Annotated in this window: 19 protein-coding genes; 11 read left to right on the top strand and 8 right to left on the bottom strand. The window is 66.7% G+C overall.

All coding sequences use genetic code 11. From position 1 onward, the window contains the following. Positions 1 to 106 precede the first annotated feature (106 nt). Both BKX93_RS14980 and BKX93_RS14975 read left to right on the top strand, forming a co-directional pair. Complete coding sequence (locus BKX93_RS14980; RefSeq protein ID WP_046167574.1) at positions 107 to 1,981, top strand: ribonuclease catalytic domain-containing protein; 1,875 nt, start codon at positions 107 to 109, stop codon at positions 1,979 to 1,981. Positions 1,982 to 2,284: 303 nt separating this feature from the next. Continuing rightward, the gene (locus BKX93_RS14975; RefSeq protein WP_046155287.1) at positions 2,285 to 3,946 is read left to right on the top strand and encodes an AMP-binding protein; all 1,662 of its coding nucleotides are present in this window, start codon (positions 2,285 to 2,287) and stop codon (positions 3,944 to 3,946) included. Between the two features lie 12 nt (positions 3,947 to 3,958). Here BKX93_RS14975 and BKX93_RS14970 read toward each other — a convergent pair whose 3' ends face one another. Next, a complete protein-coding gene (locus BKX93_RS14970; protein ID WP_046155288.1) occupies positions 3,959 to 4,780 on the bottom strand; it encodes an HDOD domain-containing protein in 822 nt (273 codons plus the stop codon). 219 nt (positions 4,781 to 4,999) lie between these two features. Here BKX93_RS14970 and BKX93_RS14965 point away from each other — a divergent pair, with 219 nt between their 5' ends. Both BKX93_RS14965 and BKX93_RS14960 read left to right on the top strand, forming a co-directional pair. Continuing rightward, positions 5,000 to 6,628, top strand: coding sequence for a methyl-accepting chemotaxis protein (locus tag BKX93_RS14965; RefSeq protein ID WP_052717493.1), 1,629 nt, complete (start codon positions 5,000 to 5,002; stop codon positions 6,626 to 6,628). Between the two features lie 98 nt (positions 6,629 to 6,726). Further along, a complete protein-coding gene (locus BKX93_RS14960; RefSeq protein WP_070980434.1) occupies positions 6,727 to 7,467 on the top strand; it encodes a glycoside hydrolase family 16 protein in 741 nt (246 codons plus the stop codon). A 48-nt stretch (positions 7,468 to 7,515) separates the two neighbouring features. Here the strand turns inward: BKX93_RS14960 and BKX93_RS14955 are convergent, their stop codons facing one another. From BKX93_RS14955 to BKX93_RS14925, 7 genes are all read right to left on the bottom strand, one after another. Continuing rightward, entirely contained in the window at positions 7,516 to 8,337 is an 822-nt protein-coding gene (locus tag BKX93_RS14955; protein ID WP_046167577.1) for a class I SAM-dependent methyltransferase, read from the bottom strand. A gap of 415 nt (positions 8,338 to 8,752) precedes the next feature. Beyond that, a complete protein-coding gene (locus BKX93_RS14950; protein WP_070980432.1) occupies positions 8,753 to 9,421 on the bottom strand; it encodes an META and DUF4377 domain-containing protein in 669 nt (222 codons plus the stop codon). Positions 9,422 to 9,476: 55 nt separating this feature from the next. Then, the gene (locus BKX93_RS14945) at positions 9,477 to 10,133 is read right to left on the bottom strand and encodes an META domain-containing protein (RefSeq protein ID WP_070980430.1); all 657 of its coding nucleotides are present in this window, start codon (positions 10,131 to 10,133) and stop codon (positions 9,477 to 9,479) included. A gap of 75 nt (positions 10,134 to 10,208) precedes the next feature. Further along, on the bottom strand, positions 10,209 to 11,582 hold the full coding sequence (locus BKX93_RS14940) for an NAD(P)(+) transhydrogenase (Re/Si-specific) subunit beta (protein ID WP_046155326.1): 1,374 nt from the start codon (positions 11,580 to 11,582) through the stop codon (positions 10,209 to 10,211). A 2-nt stretch (positions 11,583 to 11,584) separates the two neighbouring features. Further along, positions 11,585 to 11,884, bottom strand: coding sequence for a proton-translocating transhydrogenase family protein (locus BKX93_RS14935; protein ID WP_046155292.1), 300 nt, complete (start codon positions 11,882 to 11,884; stop codon positions 11,585 to 11,587). Beyond that, positions 11,877 to 13,043 (bottom strand): Re/Si-specific NAD(P)(+) transhydrogenase subunit alpha, encoded by a 1,167-nt coding sequence (locus BKX93_RS14930; RefSeq protein WP_070980429.1) that lies wholly within the window; start codon positions 13,041 to 13,043, stop codon positions 11,877 to 11,879. The genes BKX93_RS14935 and BKX93_RS14930 overlap by 8 nt, the downstream gene beginning before the upstream one ends. Before the next feature lie 458 nt (positions 13,044 to 13,501). Further along, positions 13,502 to 14,251 (bottom strand): 3-oxoacyl-ACP reductase family protein, encoded by a 750-nt coding sequence (locus BKX93_RS14925; RefSeq protein ID WP_046167580.1) that lies wholly within the window; start codon positions 14,249 to 14,251, stop codon positions 13,502 to 13,504. Between the two features lie 192 nt (positions 14,252 to 14,443). Between BKX93_RS14925 and BKX93_RS14920 the strand changes: the two genes are divergently transcribed. From BKX93_RS14920 to BKX93_RS14890, 7 genes are all read left to right on the top strand, one after another. Continuing rightward, positions 14,444 to 15,358: a LysR family transcriptional regulator gene (locus BKX93_RS14920; protein ID WP_070980427.1), complete on the top strand. Its 915-nt coding sequence runs from the start codon at positions 14,444 to 14,446 to the stop codon at positions 15,356 to 15,358. A gap of 109 nt (positions 15,359 to 15,467) precedes the next feature. Beyond that, a complete protein-coding gene (locus tag BKX93_RS14915; RefSeq protein ID WP_046155296.1) occupies positions 15,468 to 16,448 on the top strand; it encodes a sensor histidine kinase in 981 nt (326 codons plus the stop codon). Positions 16,449 to 16,518: 70 nt separating this feature from the next. Continuing rightward, complete coding sequence (locus BKX93_RS14910) at positions 16,519 to 17,109, top strand: TMEM175 family protein (protein ID WP_046155297.1); 591 nt, start codon at positions 16,519 to 16,521, stop codon at positions 17,107 to 17,109. Positions 17,110 to 17,173: 64 nt separating this feature from the next. Continuing rightward, on the top strand, positions 17,174 to 17,353 hold the full coding sequence (locus BKX93_RS14905; protein WP_046155298.1) for a DUF3460 family protein: 180 nt from the start codon (positions 17,174 to 17,176) through the stop codon (positions 17,351 to 17,353). Positions 17,354 to 17,414: 61 nt separating this feature from the next. Then, the gene (locus BKX93_RS14900) at positions 17,415 to 18,080 is read left to right on the top strand and encodes a class I SAM-dependent methyltransferase (RefSeq protein WP_070980425.1); all 666 of its coding nucleotides are present in this window, start codon (positions 17,415 to 17,417) and stop codon (positions 18,078 to 18,080) included. Between the two features lie 117 nt (positions 18,081 to 18,197). Then, positions 18,198 to 18,611: a biopolymer transporter ExbD gene (locus BKX93_RS14895; RefSeq protein WP_021478825.1), complete on the top strand. Its 414-nt coding sequence runs from the start codon at positions 18,198 to 18,200 to the stop codon at positions 18,609 to 18,611. Then, positions 18,608 to 19,495 carry a TonB family protein gene (locus BKX93_RS14890; protein WP_070980423.1) on the top strand — a complete coding sequence of 296 codons (888 nt, stop codon included), beginning with the start codon at positions 18,608 to 18,610 and terminating at the stop codon, positions 19,493 to 19,495. The genes BKX93_RS14895 and BKX93_RS14890 overlap by 4 nt, the downstream gene beginning before the upstream one ends. The last annotated feature ends 25 nt before the right edge of the window (positions 19,496 to 19,520 follow it).

Below are 19,520 nucleotides of genomic sequence, written 5' to 3'. Positions count from 1 at the left end.
TCCGTTTTCTGTTGGATTCGGCCAGGCTGACGGCGAAGTTTGTGGCTCTGCCGCCGGAGCGAACTGCTATAATCCGCCCTTAAATTCAACGGCCTGGCAAGTTTTGATGAACGTTTTTTACGAAGAGAGCGGCAGTTTCAAAGTCGGCAGCATCGTGTCGCGCAGCGACGCCAGCCTGCAGGTGGACACCCAGCACGGCAAACGCGCCAAGATCAAGAGCGCCAACGTCTTTCTGGAGTTTAGCTCCTCGCTGGCGGATTTTCTGCCGTCGGCCGACAACGTGGCCACTGACATCGACCTGGATTTCCTGTGGGAATGCAGCCCCGACGACGAGTTCGGCTACCAGGATCTGGCCGCCGACTATTTCGGCCGCGAGCCCTCCGCGATCGAGGCCGCCGCGCTGATCAGCCGGCTGCACGGCGCGCCGATGTACTTCTACAAGAAGGGCAAGGGCCGCTACAAGAAAGCGCCGCAGGACGCGCTGCAGGCCGCGCTGGCAGGCGTCGAGCGCAAGAAGCGCGAGCAGGAGCAGATAGACGGCTGGGTGGGCGAGCTGAAGGCCGGCGCGCTGCCGGAAGCCATCCGCGCCCAGCTGATGCAACTGCTGTGGAAGCCCGACAAGAACACGCTGGAATTCAAGGCCTTCGATCAGGCCAGCCGCGAACAGAACCTGCCGCCGCTGCGCCTGGCGCACAAGGTGGGCGGCATTCCGTCGGTGCCCGACTACCTGATGGCCGGTTTCCTGATGGAGTACTTCCCCAAGGGCGCCGGCTTCGGCAAGTACGCGCCGCCGGCCGAGCCGCCGGAGCTGCCGGTGGCCGCGGTGCGCGCCTTCTCCATCGACGACGCCAACACCACCGAGATCGACGACGCGCTGTCGGTGGAAGACCTGCCCAACGGCAACAAGCGCGTCGGCATCCACATCGCCGCGCCGACGCTGGGCGTGGCGCTGGATTCCGACATCGAGAAGATGGTGCTGTCGCGGCTGTCCACCGCCTACTTCCCCGGCGACAAGATCACCATGCTGCCGGACGACGTGGTGCAGGCGTTCACACTGCAGGAAGGGCGCGACTGCCCGGCGTTCTCGCTGTACGCCGAGGTGACGCCGGAGTTCGAACTGTTGGCCTTCGAAAACCGTATCGAGCGGGTGCCGGTGGCCGCCAACCTGCGCCACGCCGAGCTGGAGCAGGTGTTCAACGAGGAAACGCTGGCCAACGATCCCGGCGTCGACTACCCGTTCAAGCGCGAACTGGTGTGGCTGTGGCAGTTCGCCGAGGCGCTGGAGAAGCGCCGCGGCAAGCACGACCCCAGCCGCCCGGCGCAGCACGACTACAACATCGACGTCGTCGACGGCCAGGTGTCCATCACCATCCGCAAGCGCGGCGCGCCGATGGACAAACTGGTGTCCGAGCTGATGATCCTGGCCAACAGCGAGTGGGGCCGGATGCTGGCCGAGGCCGACATCCCGGCAATGTACCGCGCGCAAAGCATGGGCAAGGTGCGGATGACCACCCGCCCCGAACCGCACATGGGCCTGGGCGTGGCCCAGTACGCGTGGAGCACCTCGCCGCTGCGCCGCGCCAGCGACTTCATCAACCAGCGCCAGCTGGCGTCCATGATCCGCGGCGAGAAGCCGCAGTTCGCCCAGGGCGACGCGATGCTGTTCGCCATCCTGCGCGACTTCGACGCCACCTACGGCGCCTACCTGTCGTTCCAGGACAAGATGGAACACTACTGGTGCCTGAAGTACCTGCTGCAGGAAAACATCACCGAGCCGACCGCGTCCGTGATCAAGGAAGACTTGGTGCGCATCGACGGCCTGCCGCTGAGGCTGCGCATACCCGGCCTGCCGGAACTGGCGCGCGGCGACCGCGTGCAGCTGTCGGTGGTGAAGGTGGACCTGCTGACCCAGGACGTGGAGCTGCGCTACACCGGCCGCCTCGACCATGTCGAAGAAGCCGGCGAGGACGAGGAAAGCTGAGCGCTCTCCCCGCCTGATGGAAAGCCGCCGCGCCGCGAGGCCCGGCGGCTTTTTCGCGCTTGTCCGCCCAAGAACCTGTTCAAGGCCGGCGCGCGCGCCTGTTGTATCCGCGCGTCAACGAGCGGACTCTCACGGTTTCTCCCCCGCATGCGGACGTTCCGCCTGGACGTTCGATTGAAATTGCAATGACATTGGATTAACGTCCCGGGTGCAATCTCGTCTTGCCGCATGTCGCATCACCCGCATCCCACGATAACAAGACTCATCCGCGGCGCGTCTTCCGCCGCGCGCACAGGAGGAAACATGCAGGATTTCGCCCGCCACCCGGCCACCCCCGACCGGATCGACGCCTTGTCCGCCGCCTCGCTGGGAGAGATGCTGGCGCAGACCGTCGCCCGCTACCCCGACCACACCGCCTTCCACAATATGGGCCGCGACCTCAGCTACCGCGAGCTGGACCGGCAAAGCGCCCGGCTAGCCGATTATCTGACCCGCGGGCTGGGGCTGCGCGCCGGCGAGCGGGTGGCGCTGATGATGCCCAATCTGCTGCAATATCCGGTGGCCTTGTACGCGGTGCTGCGCGCCGGCCTGGTGGCAGTCAACGTCAATCCGCTGTACACCGCGCGCGAGCTGCACCACCAGCTGGCCGACTCCCAGGCCCGCGCCATCGTGGTGCTGGAAAACTTCGCCCAGGTAGTGCAAGAAGCCCGCGCCGACACCTCGCTGCAGCATGTGGTCGTCACCGCGGTCGGCGATCTGCTGCCCGCGCCCAAGCGCTGGCTGGTCAACGCGGCGGTGCGTTACGTGAAAAAACTGGTGCCGCCCTACCATCTGCCGGGCGCCGTTCCCTTCCGTCGGGCGCTGGCCGGCGGCGACGCCGGACGCTGGCGCGACGCCAGGCTGGCGCCGGACGCGCTGGCCATCCTGCAATACACCGGCGGCACCACCGGCCTGGCCAAGGGCGCGATGCTCAGCCACCGCAACCTGCTGGCCAACGTCGAGCAGGCGCGGCTGGTGCTGGGCGGCGCGCTGCTGGAAGGCCAGACCGTGGTGGCGACGCCGCTGCCGCTGTACCACGTGTTCGCGCTGACGGTGAACTGCCTGCTGATCGCCCGCCTGGGCGGCAATAGCCTGCTGATCACCAATCCGCGCGATCTGGACGGCCTGGTGGCCGAGCTCGCCCGCCATCCGGTCAACGCCTTCACCGGCGTCAACACCCTGTTCAACGCGCTGACGCACCACGCCGGCTTCGCCAAGCTGGACTTCAGCCGCTGGCGGGTGGCGATAGGCGGCGGCGCGGCGGTGCAGCAGGCGGTGGCCGAAGCCTGGCAGCGGACAACCGGCCTGGTGCTGCTGGAAGGCTACGGCCTGACCGAGGCCTCGCCGCTGGTCTCGGTCAACGCGCTGGCGGTGGAACGCTATACCGGCACCGTCGGCATGCCGGTGCCGGGCACCGAGGTGGAGCTGCGCGACGACGCCGGCCGGCCCGCCGCCGACGGCGAGCCGGGCGAAGTCTGCGTGCGCGGGCCGCAGGTGATGGCCGGTTACTGGCAGCGGCCGGAGGAGACGGCCAAGGTGTTCCACGCCGACGGCTTCTTCGCCACCGGCGACATCGGCGTCCGCACCGCCGACGGCCTGCTCAAGCTGGTGGACCGCAAGAAGGACATGGTGCTGGTATCCGGCTTCAACGTGTATCCGAACGAAGTGGAGGACGTGGTGGCCCAGCATCCCGGCGTGCGCGAGGTGGCCTGCATCGGCGTGCCGGACGAGCGCAGCGGCGAGGCGGTGAAGATCGTGGTGGTGCGCAAGGACCCGTCGCTGCAGGCGGAGGAACTGCTGCGCCACTGCCGCGACAATATGACCGCCTACAAGGTGCCGCGCCACGTCGAGTTCCGCGACGAGCTGCCCAAGTCCAACGTCGGCAAGATCCTGCGCCGCGAACTGCGCAGCGGCCAGCCCGCCTGAGGCGGGCCGGCGCTAGAACAGGTCATCGACCAGGGTGCTGGACTGCTGCAGCGGCTCGATCGAGCCGGCGACGCGGTCGCGGTCCAGCGCCAGCCGCTCCAGCACGCCCTCCGGCAGGCTGGACAGCATGTCCTCGCCGCTCATGCCATGGCGGAAGCCGGACACCACGAAGGTAGCCAGGCCGATCAGCTGCGCGTACGGCGAGGCCTCCTCATTCAGCAGGTCGTGCTGGCGGTAGATCGCCCCCTGGATCTCGTCGGGGAAGTTCCAGCGCCGCGCCAGCTCGGCGCCCAGCTCGGTCAGGTCCAGGCCCAGCAACATGCGCTCGGTGGCGATGCGGTCGGCGCCGCCGGCGACGATGCGGTCTATCTGCTGCGCCTGCTCCGGCACCGCGACGTACAGCACCAGTTCGCCGATATTGGCCAGCAGGCCGCAGGTGTAGCCCAGTTGGGGCTCGAGCCCCGCCAGCCTGGCCAGCAGCTTGGCGGTGTTGGCCATCGCGAAGCTGCGCTGCCAGAACGCCTTCATGTCGAAGCCGCTGATGCCGAGCGTAGCGCCGGTGACGCCGGAGGCGATCACCAGCACCCTGAGGTTGTCGAAGCCCAGCAGGATCACCGCGTCGTCCAGCGAGCCGACGCGGCGGCTGCTGCCGAAGCGCGCGCTATTGGCCAGCCTCAGCACCCGGGCGCTCAGCACCTGGTCGTGCATCACCTTGTCGGTGATGTCGGTGATGTTGACGTCGGTACGATGGAAGCTGGCCACTAATTCCTGCACCACCTTGGGAACCATCGGCAGCCTGCCCGAGGCCTTTTCAAAGATTTCACCCACCTGCATCGACGCTCTCCCGCTTGCCGGTTTCGCAGGTTTGAGCTTAGGCAATCGCACCGGGAAGGGAAGAGAAACCGCCCTCGCCCATCCGCTAATCGGCCGAACGGATGGGGGGGAATTTTGCTTATCCCTCCGAATCTGACTATTTTTCATGCATGCGACGCGTGCAAACAATTGATTTACAGACATTTCCCTCCTCCATGCGCCGCCCAATGGGAGAAACCCATGCTGTCGCAACTCTCCGTCAAACAGAAGCTGCTGGCCGGCTACGGCCTGCTGATCGTGATCCTTGTTGTCATCGTGCTGGCGTCGATATCCAAGCTCAACACCATAGAAAGCCAGATCCAAGACATCACCGAGAACCGCTATCCGAAAGCCGAGCTGGCGAACAAGATCGTGCTGCTCACCTACGACGTGGCGCGCAAGGTCCGCGACGCCATCATGGCCAGCAACCCGCAAGAGGTTGAATCCGTCATTGCCAAAATCGAGGCGCTGCGCGCGCAAAACACCGGCTACATTCAGGAACTGGACCGGACCCTGGTCTCGCCCAAGGGCCGCGGGATCCTGACCCGGGCGCTGCAGGCGCGGGAAACGCTGTCCGCCCAGTACCCGCCTTTGTACGCGCTGGTGCGCGCCAACAAGGACGCCGAGGCGCAGGCCTTTCTCAAGCAGCGCTTCGTGCCCGCCAACGAGGGCTTCATGAAAACGTTGACCGAGCTGGCCGCCTACCAGAACGACAAGGTGCGACAGGCCGTGGAGGACAGCAGAAGCGCATACAAGCAAACCATCGGCATCCTGCTAGGGTCGGCCGCTGTGGCGCTGCTGCTGTCAGTGGCGGTGGCGCTGTTCATCTCCAATCTGGTGACCACGCCGCTGAGAAAATCGGTGGCGCTAGTGCGCAATATCGAACAGGGCGATCTGTCCGGACCCGACGAAGCGCTGCCGGTATCCCGCGACGAGGCGATGGAGATCGCCCGCAACGTGCAGAACATGCGCCAGGGGCTGCGCGAGGTGGTGGCCAGCATTCAGGACAACGCCAACCAGGTGTCCGATTCCGCGCACCAGCTGTCCAGCATGGCGCAGCAGGTGGCCACCGGCGCGCAGCGGCAGTCCGAAGCCACCGCCGAAGCCGCCGCCACCATCGAGGAGCTGACCGTCAGCATCAACCACGTCGCCGACAACTCCGACCAGGCCTCGCGCCAGGCGCGCGACGCCGGCGATCTGGCCGGCCGCGGCGGCCACGCGGTGCAGGCCTCGGTCGGCAAGATCCAGTCGGTCAGCACCGCGGTGGCCGCCACCTCGGAGGAGATGCGCACGCTGACCGGCGAGGTGCAGCGCATCGGCAACATCGTCACCGTGATCCGCGACGTGGCCGACCAGACCAATCTGCTGGCGCTGAACGCGGCGATCGAGGCGGCCCGCGCCGGCGAGATGGGCCGCGGCTTCGCCGTGGTGGCCGACGAGGTGAGGAAACTCGCCGAGCGCACCGCCAGTTCGGCGCAGGAAATCACCCAGATGATCCGCGCGATCCAGCAGGGCGTGGAAAAGGTGGTGGGCAGCATGGACCAGAGCCTGTCCAGCGTGGATGCCGTCTCCGGCACCGCGCGCGAGGCAAGCGAGTCGATGGAGGAGATCGAGGGCAGCACCCGCGACATCGTCGGCACCATAGGCAACATCACCAGCGCCTTGAGCGAGCAGCGCACCGCCAGCCTCAGCCTGGCGCAGAGCATGGAACAGGTGTCGCAGATGGCCGAGTCCAACAGCGCCACCGTGGAAGAGCTGGCCACCACCTCCAGCGAACTGAACGCGCTATCGCATAACCTGCAGAACGTCACCGCGCGCTTCCGCTTGTAGGGAAAAGTTCTCTGCCGGACTGTCCCGATAGACTAGGCGGCCACGCGCCGGACGCGGGCCGTGGCAACATGGTGGTTTTCCCCACAGGAGCCGCCATCATGAAAATCGCGTTCGCGCTCGGCTGCGCGCTATCGGTCGCGCTGGCCTGCGCCCAGTCCGCCGCCGCCAAGACCATCCGCTTCTCAGGCTACGACTGGGAAGTGCGCAGCCAGGGCAGCAGCGGCCCCGGCCCCAATGTCTGGGACGAAAACAACGCCTGGCTGGACGCCCAGGGCCGGCTGCACCTGAAAATCGCCAAGCGCGGCGGCCAATGGTCCGCCGCCGAACTCTATCTGCCGCAGCGGCTGGGTTTCGGCCGCTACCAGTTCAAGCTGATCGGCCGCCCGGACCGTTTCGACCCCAATGTGGTGCTGGGCCTGTTCAACTATCCGACGCCGGACGTCGGCCCCGACGGCAGCAACGAGATCGACATCGAGTTCTCGCGCTGGGGCAGCCCGGCCAATCCGATGGGCAACTACACCGTCTACCCGGCCCGGCCGGGTCCGGCCCCCACCTCCTACGCCTTCGATTTCGCGCTGGGCGGCGATTACAGCACCCACCGCTTCGACTGGAGCGCGGCCGCGGTCGACTACCAGTCGCTGCACGGTTTCCAGGACGGCGACCTTTATCCCATCGCCCACTGGCGCTTCAATCCGGTCGACGCGGCGCAGCGCGTGCCGCAGCAGCCGCTGCCGGTGCATCTGAACCTGTGGCTGTTCCAGGGCAAGCCGCCGGCGGACGGCAAGGAAGTGGAAGTGGTGATGCAGGAGTTCAAGTTCGTCCCGGCGGCGGCGCGCTAGGAGGAAAGACGGGCGGCGGAACGAAGGGCCCGCCGCATCGCTCTGCCATCAATAGGCGAAGCGCTCGCGCAGATCCATCAGGTTCAGCTCGTCCAGGATGGCCAGCTGGCGCTCGCGGGCGCTGTTCTTGCCCTTGCCGGTCTTCTTGGCGATGATCAGCTCGTTCTTCATCGAGTGCTCCCAGCCGACCAGCTCGGTGACGGTCAGCTGGTAGCCGCGCGCCTCCAGCTGCAGGCAGCGCAGCACATTGGTCAGCTGGCTGCCGAACTCTCGGGTGTGGATGGGATGGCGCCACAGCTCGGACAACGGCGTCTTGCCGAAGGTCTCGTTCTTCTTCTGCCGCAATACCGACGCCACCTCGGCCTGGCAGCACGGCACCAGCACGATGTACTGGGCGTTCTTGGCCAGCGCGAAGCGGATCGCGTCGTCGGTGGCGGTGTTGCAGGCGTGCAGCGCGGTGATGACGTCCACCTGTTCCGGCAGCTCGGTCGAGGTGATCGACTGCTCCACCGTCAGGTTGAGAAAGCCCATGCGATCGAAACCCAGGCGGTCGGCCAGCTCGCGCGACTTGTCCACCAGCTCCTGTCGCGTCTCCACGCCGTAGACGTGCCCGGCGCCTTTGTCCTTCAGGAACAGGTCGTACAGGATGAAGCCGAGGTAGGACTTGCCGGCGCCGTGGTCGGCCAGCGTCATCGTTCCCTTGTTCTCCAGCACGTCGGCCATCAAGGGCTCGATGAACTGGTACAGGTGGTAAACCTGCTTCAGCTTGCGGCGGGTGTCCTGGTTGATCTTGCCGTCGCGGGTGAGGATGTGCAGCTCTTTGAGCAATTCCAGCGATTGCTGCGGTTTGATTTCGGGAATCAGGCTCATGGCGGCCTCCTGCAATTTCAATGCCGCGATTGTAGCAGAGCGGTCATCCCGCGCCCGAGCCGGAGTCTGCCCGCAATCTTCATGGTTCTGCATCCGCTGCGCGGATGATGATTTTCTTAGCCGGGGCTGCCCGGCGAGCAGGGAGGGGATATTTGCTTGGCCAAATATCCCCTCCACCCCTAAAAGCCACCCTGCAAGCCTGGCCTTCGGCTACCCGCCGGGTCCCGTCAGGCCCGAGGCGCGGCTGAACTCGCCCCGCGCTAACATCGGGGGGCTCGAACAGGCAGCCGCTTAAGACCTCGGGCCTGCCACCCGGCGGCAGGCTTGGAGGGACCGGGGGCACATCGCATACGTGGTGTTCTCCGTCTCTCGCGAGTGCAATCCCAAACCTATGTGAAAGATCGTGAGTTGCCGATCAGGGCTTCTTCACCACTTCCTGCTCAACCACCAGATCCAGAATCCAGCGGATGGAAGACGCGTCGGCCGGCGGGTTGTCCACCTTCACTTCCTTGATCCGCAGCCGGTAGGCCACCCCCGGCTCGGGCTGGAAGCCCTCGATCTCGCCGTAGTGCAGCTCCCAGGGCTTGGACTTGTCCGCGCGCACCTGCAGGCACTGCATCGGCGCGACGCCGGTGCAGGCCTTGCGCTCGGCGGCGACGTAGATGAACTTGATCTCGCCCTGCGGCTGGCGTTCGAAGATCAGCGCGTCCTTGCCGTCGGACAATTTCAGACGCTCGCCGTCCAGGCTGACGTCCATGCCGGCCTCCAGCTGGCGCGACAGCTTGGCGTCGCGCTGCATCGCCTCCGGCGGGCACATCATCAGCGTCGACGCCAGGCGCTCGGCGCGCAGCTTGCCGCCGTCGATCGCGGCCGGGCCGAACATGCCGTTGCAGCCGGCCTTGGCGAACAGCCGCTGCTGGTCGATGCGCAGCAGGATGCCCTTGTCGCCGGCGCCGGTCTGCTTCCACTCGCCTTGCAGTTGCTCCATCGCCGGCGCGGGGCCCTGGCGAGCCGGAGCGGTGGGGCTGGCGCAGCCGGCCAGCAAGGCGGCGCCGAGCGCCAGCAGGGTCAGTCGGTAAGACATCGCGATATCCTGAACAAGAAACAGACTATGACGCCTGAGGAGCTCACAGGTTCCGTCAATCGACAACCGGCGTCACTGTCTCCTGATAGATCACTTTCACCAATTGCAGCGCGGTGCCGCCGCCGCGTTCCGGCTCGCCTTGCAGCTTCAGGTAGTAGCTGCGGCCGGCTTCGGGCGTGAAGCCGGCGATCTCGCCGTGGTAATCGCGCCACGGCTCGCCTTCATTGCCGCGCAAGCGCAGGCAGGCGCCGTCCGGACAGTCGCCGCGCGTCGCGTACCAGTATTGCTCGCCAGCCTGCGGCCGCCACGCCGCCTGCGGCGAAACCGGGGCCGCCGCCTGGGCGGCGTCCGCTTTCGCAAAGCGGTAGACGGTCTTGCCGGCCGCCAGCGTCAGATAGCGGCCATCGGCAGACGGCAGCAGGCGGAACGGCGCGCCCAGCAATTTCAGCAAGGCCTGCTCGCGCGCCATCGCCTCCGGCGCGCACGCCATGCGGGTGGTGGAAACCTGGTGGCGGCCGTCTTCGTCTATGCCCAGCGTGAAGCGGTTGCAGCCGGCGAAGCCGCTGATGCGGCTGTCGGAGATGCTCAGGGTAGGCTGCGGCGCCGGTTGGGCCGGCGACTGGAGCCGCCATTCGGTGTGTTGCAGGTCGGGCAGGGCTTGAGTCGGCAGCATCATGCTGCCGCTGATCAACAGGGCGCCGAGAGAAGGCATGCGGGTTTCCTTTTCCATGACTGCGGACGGCAAAACGCCCGCCATAGGCGGGCGTTCGGGACGGCGGACGAGCGCTCAGTGCACAGCGTTCTTGAGCAGGTCTTCCACCACTTTCTTGGCATCGCCGAACACCATCATGGTTTTATCCATGTAAAACAGCTCGTTGTCCAGCCCCGCGTATCCCGCGTTCATGGAACGCTTGACCACGATGACGTTGCGCGCCTTGTGCGCCTCCAGGATGGGCATGCCATAGATGGGGCTTTGCTTGTCCTTTTGCGCCGCCGGGTTGACCACGTCGTTGGCGCCGATCACCAGCACCACGTCGGTGGTGGAGAAATCGGCGTTGATTTCCTCCATTTCCAGCACGTGTTCGTACGGCACCTCGGCCTCGGCCAGCAGCACGTTCATGTGGCCCGGCATCCGCCCCGCCACCGGGTGGATCGCGTAGCGCACGCCGACGCCCTTCTCGTGCAGCAGTTCGGCGAATTCCTGCAAGGCGTGCTGCGCGCGCGACACCGCCAGGCCGTAGCCGGGCACGATCACCACCTGGTCGGCGTTGGCCATCAGGAAGGCGGCGTCCTCGGCGCTGCCGGCCTTGTAGGACTTGGCCGGCCCCGCGTCGCCGGCCGGACCGGCTACGGTCTCCGCGCCGAAGCCCCCCAAGAGCACGCTGACGATGGAGCGGTTCATCGCCTTGCACATGATGTAGGACAGGATGGCGCCGGACGAGCCGACGCAGGCGCCGGCGATGATCAGCACCGGATTGTTCAGCGTGAAGCCGATGCCGGCCGCCGCCCAGCCCGAGTAGCTGTTCAGCATCGATACCACCACCGGCATGTCGGCGCCGCCGATCGGGATGATCAGCGTCACGCCCAGGGCCAGGGCCACCGCCACCATGGCGAGGAAAGCGGCCTGGCTGCCGGTGAAGAAGTAGGCCGCGCCGAAACCGGCCATGGCCAGCGCCAGCAGCAGATTGAGCGGATGCTGGCCGGCGAAGCTGATCGCCTTGGCGCCGAAGCGGCCGGACAGCTTGCCGTAGGCGATCACCGAGGCGGTGAAGGTGATCGCGCCGATGAAGGCGCCGATGAACAGCTCCACCTTCTGCACCGGCGTGTGCTCGACGCCGCCGTGGAAGATGGCCGCCACCGCGATCAACACCGCGGACAGGCCCACCAGCGAGTGCATCGCCGCCACCAGCTCCGGCATGCCGGTCATCTCCACCGTGCGCGCCTTCCAGGCGCCGACGACCGCGCCGGCGGCGATGGCGCCGGCGATCAGCGCCAGCACTGGCTTGTCAATGATCAGCAGCGTGGTCAGCACCGCGATCGCCATGCCGACGATGCCGTACAGATTGCCGCGCCGCGCCGAAGCCGGGCTGGACAAGCCCTTCAGCGCCAGGATGAACAGCACCGCGGCGACCAGATAAAGAACAGCCGAAACATTCTGCATCGTCATCCCCTGTTTTTCTTCTTGAACATGTCCAGCATGCGCTGGGTGACAAGGAAACCGCCGAAGATATTGATGCTGGCGAGGAAGATGGCGACAGCGCCCAACACCGAGGTGACGGTGATCTCCTGGCCGTCGATATCGACCGCCTGCAGCATGGCGCCGACGACGATGATGCCGGAAATGGCGTTGGTGACCGCCATCAGCGGCGTGTGCAGCGCCGGGGTGACGTTCCACACCACGTGGTAGCCGACGAACACCGCCAGCACGAAGATGGTGAAGCTGGTGATGAAGGGATCAGCCATGGTGCGGCTCCTTGTCGTGATTGGCGGCCTCGGCCGGACGGGCGGCGGCGCCGAAGCGCTGCTCGCCCTGGTGCGTGACCAGCGTGGCGGCGACCAGCTCGTCGTCGAGATCCAGCGTCAGGCCGCCTTCTCCCAACAGCAGGCCGAGGAAGGTATGAAGATTGCGCGCGTACAGGCTGGAGGCGTCGGCCGCCAGCATCGCGGGCAGATTGGTCAGGCCCACCACCCGCACGCCGTTGCCGGTCAGCCAGGCCTCGCCGGGATGGGTCAGCTCGCAGTTGCCGCCGGCCTCGGCGGCCAGGTCGACGATCACCGAGCCCGGCTTCATCGCCGCCACCGCGTCGGCGGACAGCAAGCGCGGCGCCGGCTTGCCGGGAATCAGCGCGGTGGAGATGACGATGTCGGCGGCGGCGGCGCGCTGCGCGATCAGCGCGTTCTGCCGCGCCAGGAATTCGGCCGACATCTCGCGGGCGTAGACGCCGCCGCTGGCGGCTTTCTCCTCATCCGTCATCGGCACCTCGACGAACTTGGCGCCGAGCGACTCCACCTGCTCTCGGGTGGCGGGGCGCACGTCGTAGGCCTCCACCACCGCGCCCAGCCGCTTGGCGGTGGCGATGGCCTGCAAGCCGGCGACGCCGACGCCCAGCACCAGCGTCTTGGCCGCCTTCACCGTGCCGGCGGCGGTCATCAGCATCGGCATGAAGCGGGGGTAGAACTGGCCGGCCAGCAGCACCGCCTTGTAGCCGGCGATGTTGTTCTGGCTGGACAGCACGTCCATGCTCTGGGCGCGGGTGGTGCGCGGCAGCAGCTCCAGCGCGAAAGCCGACACCCGCTGCGCCGCCAATTGCGGCAGCAGCGGGTTCTGGTACGGCGCCAGCATGCCGACCAGCACCGCGCCGGGCTTCAGCGCGGCCACGTCGGCGGCCTCGGGCATGCGCACCGCCAGCACGATGTCGGCCGCGGCCAGCATCTCCTGCCGCCGCTCGGCGATGGTCGCCCCGGCGGCCACAAAGACGGCGTCGGGCAGCGCGGCCGCCAGGCCGGCGCCCTGTTCCACGACGACGGCGTGGCCGGCGCCGACCAGCTTCTTCACCGTGTCCGGCGTCGCCGCCACACGGTGCTCGCCGGCCAGCCGCTCGGTCGGAATGACGATATTCATATAGGATATCTCCTGCAAGTGGATGGTGGAATCAGAAACGGGAACGGTCGTGCGCGGCAGTTGGGAACGATCGTTTGGAAATCATTAAATGCATGCTGCGCCGCATTATGCAAGGCATATATTGGCTACCGTATATCGTCTGACAGGCTTGATTCAACCGGGAAATCGGACATGCCGAAGGCATTGCGCGGCGCAATAAATCCATCCAGCGGAACCGTGCGTCGACCGTTCGACAAGCTGGTCCATCGCTCGCCGTCAGGCAGCGATGCAAATTAGATTTGTCTGATATTCTTCAAGGCTGACACTAGCGCCGGCGCGGCAGGGTTGTAAAGCGGGGAAAACCGCCGTTCGCGAGCAAGTTTGCGCCAGATCAGCATCGGCTCATTGGCCGATGCCGTCTGCCAGCCGATCCAACATGAAGTCAGCGCTGTCCGAAAATGCCAGCCCCCGATCCGGACTCAGGCGGAGAAGCCGCCATCTATGCTCAGACTGGCTCCGGTGATGTATCCCGCCTCCGGACCGGCTAGATAGGCGACCAAACCCGCGATTTCATCCGCGCGGCCATAGCGGTCCAATGCCATCAGCGCCGTGAGTTGCTCGGCCGACTCGCCATCCGCCGGATTCATGTCCGTATCCACCGGCCCAGGCTGCACATTGTTTACAGTGATGCCGCGCGGGCCCAGATCGCGGGCCATGCCTTTGGTCAAACCGACCAGCGCAGCCTTGCTCATCGCATAAACCGAGCCGCCGGCGACCGGCATGCGATCCGCATTGACGCTGCCGATGTTGATGATCCTGCCGCCATCGCCCATGTGGCGCGCAGCCTCCTGGCTGGCGATGAAAGCGCTGCGCACATTGACCGCCATGGCGCGGTCGAACGTCTCCAGGGAAAGCTCCTCGATGAATCCCCACGGCAGGATGCCTGCATTGTTGACCAGAATGTCGAGCGCGCCAAAACGTCCCGCGGCATGCCGCAGCGCCTGCCGTAGCGCCTCGGCGTCGGCGCTGTCGGCGCGAGTGGCGTATGCCATACCCCCTGCCGCGGCGATTCCATCTACCAGCGCTTCGGCTTTGGCCGCAGCCGACGCGTAGCTGAAGCTCACCACGGCCCCTTCATCTGCCAGCCGCCTGACAATGGCAGCGCCAATGCCGCGCGACCCGCCCTGCACGAATGCAATTTTGCCCTGCAGAAATTTCATCGTACCCATATGTCTTCTCCAAATTCCGAGGATTGAAAAATGAACCAAGACGGCGCTCTGGGACATGAGCCCATGCAAACGCCGCGGCAACCCGCTCCTGCCGCCGGCCTCTTGCGCCGTGCCCATAGCTTGATTGATTCCATCAGATTCATTAAGTTGGAAAATATTGAAACATTCAGTCCCATAGAGACGTAATGTGGTATGGATAAGCATCAATTTCTTGGCATTCGGGAATTCATCGCCATCGCCCGGACCGGCAGCTTCACTGCCGCCGCTGATGCGCTGGGCGTCACCGGCTCCGCCCTGAGCAAGCAGATCATGCGGCTGGAAGCCCGCTTGGGGAGCAAACTGCTGCATCGCACCACCCGCAGAGTGAGTTTGACCAGCCAGGGAGAGGTGTATCTGACCAGTTGCCTGCGCGCGGTCGCCGCTCTGGAGGATGCGGAGGGCTACCTGAACATCGGGCAGGCGGAGCCGGCTGGGCGCGTCCATATCAACCTACCCGCGGCTTTCGGCCGACGGCATGTTCTGCCGGTCCTGCTGGAACTGGCCGCGCGGCACCAGGGCCTGGATCTATCGATTACGTTCAGCGAACGCATGGTGGACCTTATCGGCAATGGCATAGACCTGGCGGTGAGGATAGGCCGGCTCGAAGACCACGCGGAACTGGTCGCCCGCAGGCTGGGGGAGCAGCATCTGCTGATTTGCGGATCTCCGGCCTATATCGAACGGAAAGGAACGCCGCATGCCAAAGAAGACCTGCAGCGGCACGATTGCCTGGTCGACTGGCGCCGGGGACCAAACCACGCTTGGCGCCTCAGGAGCGCGGAGGACGGCGGCGAGCTTTGCCAGATACCCGTCCGCCACGAAATGGGCGATGGAGAGGCCATTCTGGCCGCCGCGCTGGCCGGTCTCGGCTTGGCACAGCTCCCTACGTGGCTGGCGAGCAAACATTTGCAAACCGGGGAATTGATCCCGGTGCTGCACCAGTTGTCCGGCGAACACATGCCCATTCACGTCATCTGGCCGCGAAACCACTATATGCCTCCCCGGATGCGCATCGTCATCGACGCCTTGCTGCAGGCTGCACAAGCTCCCGACAGCGGCTTCCTCTGACGCGGAAGCGCCTCCGCTCAGAACGCCCGCCGCACGGACCTGGGGCATCAGCAAGAGCGCGCTCCCCCTCCGCGCGCTATCATCGCAGCATCGCCCCCGGAGACCCGCCATGTCCCGCCCGATTCCGACGCCGCTGCCGGATTTCCGCCAACCCGGCGTGATGCTGCGCATCCTGCAGCTGCCTGCGCTGCTGCTGTGCGCCGACGGCCTGCTGGCGCTGACGGCCGAGCAGCCGCTGTGGCGCTGGCTGCAATCGGCGCTGGCGCTGATTCCGGGCAGCCTGCTGTCGCTGGCGCTGCTGGCGCTGGCCGCCCCCTGGCTGTCGCAGCGGCGGCGCGGAGCCGCCTGGGTTGCGCTGATCGCCGGCGCCAGTTTCGCCTTGTGCCAATGGCGGCTGCAGGACGACTGGCCGCGGACCTGGACCGCCGCGGCGCTGGCGATGGCGGCGGCCCCGCTGCTGCTGCACTACCTGGCGCTGCGCCGGCGCGCGCTGTCGCCGGCGCTGGCCGAGGCGCGGCTGACCGCGCTGCAGGCGCGCATCCGCCCCCATTTCCTGTTCAACAGCCTGAACGCCGCCATCGCGCTGATCCGTTCGCGGCCGCAGCAGGCGGAAACAGTGCTGGAAAATCTGGCCGAGCTGTTCCGCGCCCAGATGGCCGCGCCGGAGAGGCTGTCCACGCTGGCGCGCGAGATCGAGCTAGCCAAGATGTACCTGGCGATAGAGTCCGAACGGCTGGGGCCGCGGCTGACGGTCAGCTGGCGCATCGACGCGCCGCCGGACGCCGAGCTGCCGCCGCTGCTGCTGCAGCCGCTGGCCGAGAACGCCGTCTGTCACGGCGCCGAGCGCGTGGCCGGCGAGGTGGAGATCGTCATCTCCGCCCGCGTATCTGGCGGCCTGCTGGAGCTGGCGCTGGACAATCCGCTGCCGGCCGACGCCGCGCCGACCGCCGGCAGCGGCATCGCGCTGGAGAACCTGCGCGAGCGGCTGGCGCTGCTGTACGACGCCGAGGCCTCGCTCGCCGCCGAGCGGCGCGGCGACCGCTACCAGGCCCGCGTCCGCCTGCCCTGCCGCGCCGCCAGGCGGGGCTGATGCCGTCGCGCTTTGCCGAACGCGCCCCGCCGCTCTACATTCCAGTCAGGACCATCCGCACGAGACCCGCATGGAAAAAAACCGCCTGGAGGCGTTCAGCGACGGCGTGATCGCCATCATCATCACCATCATGGTGCTGGAGCTGAAGGTGCCGCACGGCACCGACTGGCAATCGCTGGCGCCGTTGCTGCCGGTGTTCCTCAGCTACCTGCTCAGCTTCGTCTACGTGGGCATCTACTGGAACAACCACCACCACTTCTACCACGCCGCCCGCCGCGTCGACGGCCGGGTGCTGTGGGCCAATCTGCACCTGCTGTTCTGGATGTCGCTGATTCCCTTCGTCACCGGCTGGATGGGAGAGAACCACTACGCGCCGCTGCCGGTGGCGCTGTACGGCTCGGTACTGCTGATGTGCGCGATCGCCTGGTGGATCATGCAGCAGGCGCTGCTGTGCCTGCCCGGCAACCGCACCCGGCTGTCCGAGGCGCTGGGCGGCGACATCAAGGGCAAGATCTCGCCCTTGTGCTACCTGCTGGCGATCGGCCTCGCCTGGTACCAGACCTGGCTGGCCGGCGCGCTGTACCTGGCGGTGGCGCTGATGTGGCTGGTCCCCGATCGGCGCATCGAGTGCATGCTGTACGGCGAAGGCGGGACCGACTGAGCCGGCGTGGCGGCATGGCCGCGAATCGATTAAAATTGTCCGATCAGCCACCATGGAGGGTACGATGTACCAGTCCGAATTCACCCAGTTCATCAACGGCTTCCTGGACAAGAACCCGGAAGTGGACAGCGAGCGCCGCGAACTGCGCCTGACGCTGTGGGACCGCGAGCTCAACCTGGACGACCAGCGCCGCTGGAAGGAGTCCAGCGTGCCGCAGAAGGCCTACGTCTACCAGCCGGAATAAGCGCCGCCTGGATCGTTCCCGACGCCCCTCGCGGGCGTTTCGTCATTTTGGAAGCCCGAATATGACCCGCCACACGGTGGCGCTCAGCAGCGCCCTCTCCGACTACCTGTTCGACATCGCCGTCGTCGAGCATCCGGCGCAGCGCGAACTGCGCGAATTCACCGCCGGCCACCGCTTGGCCAAGATGCAGATCTCGCCGGACCAGGGCCAGTTCATGGGCTGGCTGGCGCGGTTGATCGGCGCGCGCCGCTACCTGGAAATCGGCGTGTTCACCGGCTACAGCGCGCTGACCGTGGCGCTGGCGATGCCGGCAGACGGCCAGGTGGTGGCCTGCGACGTCAGCGAAACCTTCACCGCCATCGCCCGCGAATACTGGGCCAAGGCCGGCGTCGCCGACCGCATCGACCTGCGGCTGCAGCCGGCGCTGAGCACCTTGCGCGAGTTGCTGGACGACGGCCAGGCCGGCCGCTTCGATCTCGCCTTCATCGACGCCGACAAGCCGTCCTACCGCGACTACTACGAAGCCTGCCTCGAGCTGGTGCGCCCCGGCGGCGTCATCGCCATCGACAACATCTTCCTGTCCGGCCGCGTGGTGGACCCGAAACCGGAAGACCCGGCCGGCGTGCACCTGGTGCATGCGTTCAACGCCAGCCTGAAGGCCGACCCGCGCGTCCACATGTGCGTGCTGCCGATAGGCGACGGCCTGACGCTGTGCACCCGCCGCTAGCCGGCGCGCATGAACTTTCGCCATCGCCGAATGGTCTGTAACGTTTTGGCCACAGCGCCGGCCCCCCCGCCGGTGCTATGATGGCCGTTTGTTGACCGAGCTTACCCCGTCACCGTCATGCTGAACCGCCGCCCCCGCCGCCAGATGAACCAGATGAACGTCGTGCCCTACATCGACGTGATGCTGGTGCTGCTGGTGATTTTCATGGTCACCGCCCCGATGTTCACGCCGGGCGTGATCGACGTGCCCAGCGTCTCCGAGGCGCCCGCCATCGATGTCCGCCCGCTGGAGGTCACCGTGGACGCCGCCGGCAAGATCGAGCTGGTGGACGGCGAGCAGAAAACCCGCGTCGACTCGCTGGACGATCTGGCCAGCCAATTGCAGGCGCTGGCCGGCGCCGGACAGCGCCCAGTGGCCATCTCCGCCGACGCCAACCTCAAATACGCCGAAGTGGTGAAGATCGCCGACCGCCTGCACCAGGCCGGCATCAAGCGCGTGGCGCTGACCGTCAAGCAAATCAGCAAGCAATGAGCTCGCAAGCGCCCTCCTCTCCGCGCCCTTGGGCCTTCATCGCCTCGGCGCTGTTCCACGCCGGCGTGATCGGCCTGTTGCTGTGGGGCGGCCTGCAGACCACGCCGCCGCCCAGCCCGGCGCCGCTGGCGCTGGAGCTGTGGACCACCGCGCCGCCGCCTCCGCCGGCCGCGACCACGCCGGTCGCCCCCGCGCCGCAACCGGCGCCGGAACCCAAACCGGTGGTCGAAGCGCCGCCGGCCGAGGTCAACCTGGGCAAGAAGGACGCGCCCAAGCCCAAGCACGAGACGCCGAAACCGGAACCCAAGCCGGCGGCCGAACCCGAGCCGAAGAAACCCAAGCACGAGCCCAAACCGGCCGAGCCGGAGAAGAAACCGTCCGAGAAGGCCAAGCCGGCGGAAAAAGCGCCGGACAAGAAAGAGGCCAAGGCCCAGACCCCGCCGGCGGCCAAGCCCGGCCACAAGACCGCCAAGGCCTACAACAACGAGGCCGACGACCTGCTCTCCAGCCTGGACAGCGCGCGCACCAGCGGCAAGCCCAACGCGCGCACCGACCAGGCCGGCAGCAAGCACGGCGTGGCCGGCGGCGCGGTCAACGGCTCCGGCGTCAACGCCGGCTGGATAGACTTGGTCAAGGCCAAGGTGACGCCGCTGGTGCAGGTTCCGCCCGGCATCAACGGCAACCCCGCCGCGGTGCTGCGGGTGACGCTGCTGCCGACGCTGGAGGTCAAAGCGGTGCAACTGGTGAAAAGCAGCGGCGTTCCGGCCTATGATGATGCCGTGCAACGCGCGGTGTGGGAGGCCAAGACCTTCCCCAAACTGCCGGCGGGAGCCAACTTCAACGACGGCTACCGCACGTTTACCCTGACCTTCCGTCCGCGCTGAGCGGGCGGGACCAAGCCCTGAGGAA

The organism is Chromobacterium vaccinii, from assembly GCF_001855275.1.
GTDB classification, from domain to species: domain Bacteria; phylum Pseudomonadota; class Gammaproteobacteria; order Burkholderiales; family Chromobacteriaceae; genus Chromobacterium; species Chromobacterium vaccinii.
The sequence above is the reverse complement of the archived record's forward strand: the minus strand, read 5'-3'. Positions and strand labels throughout refer to the sequence as shown.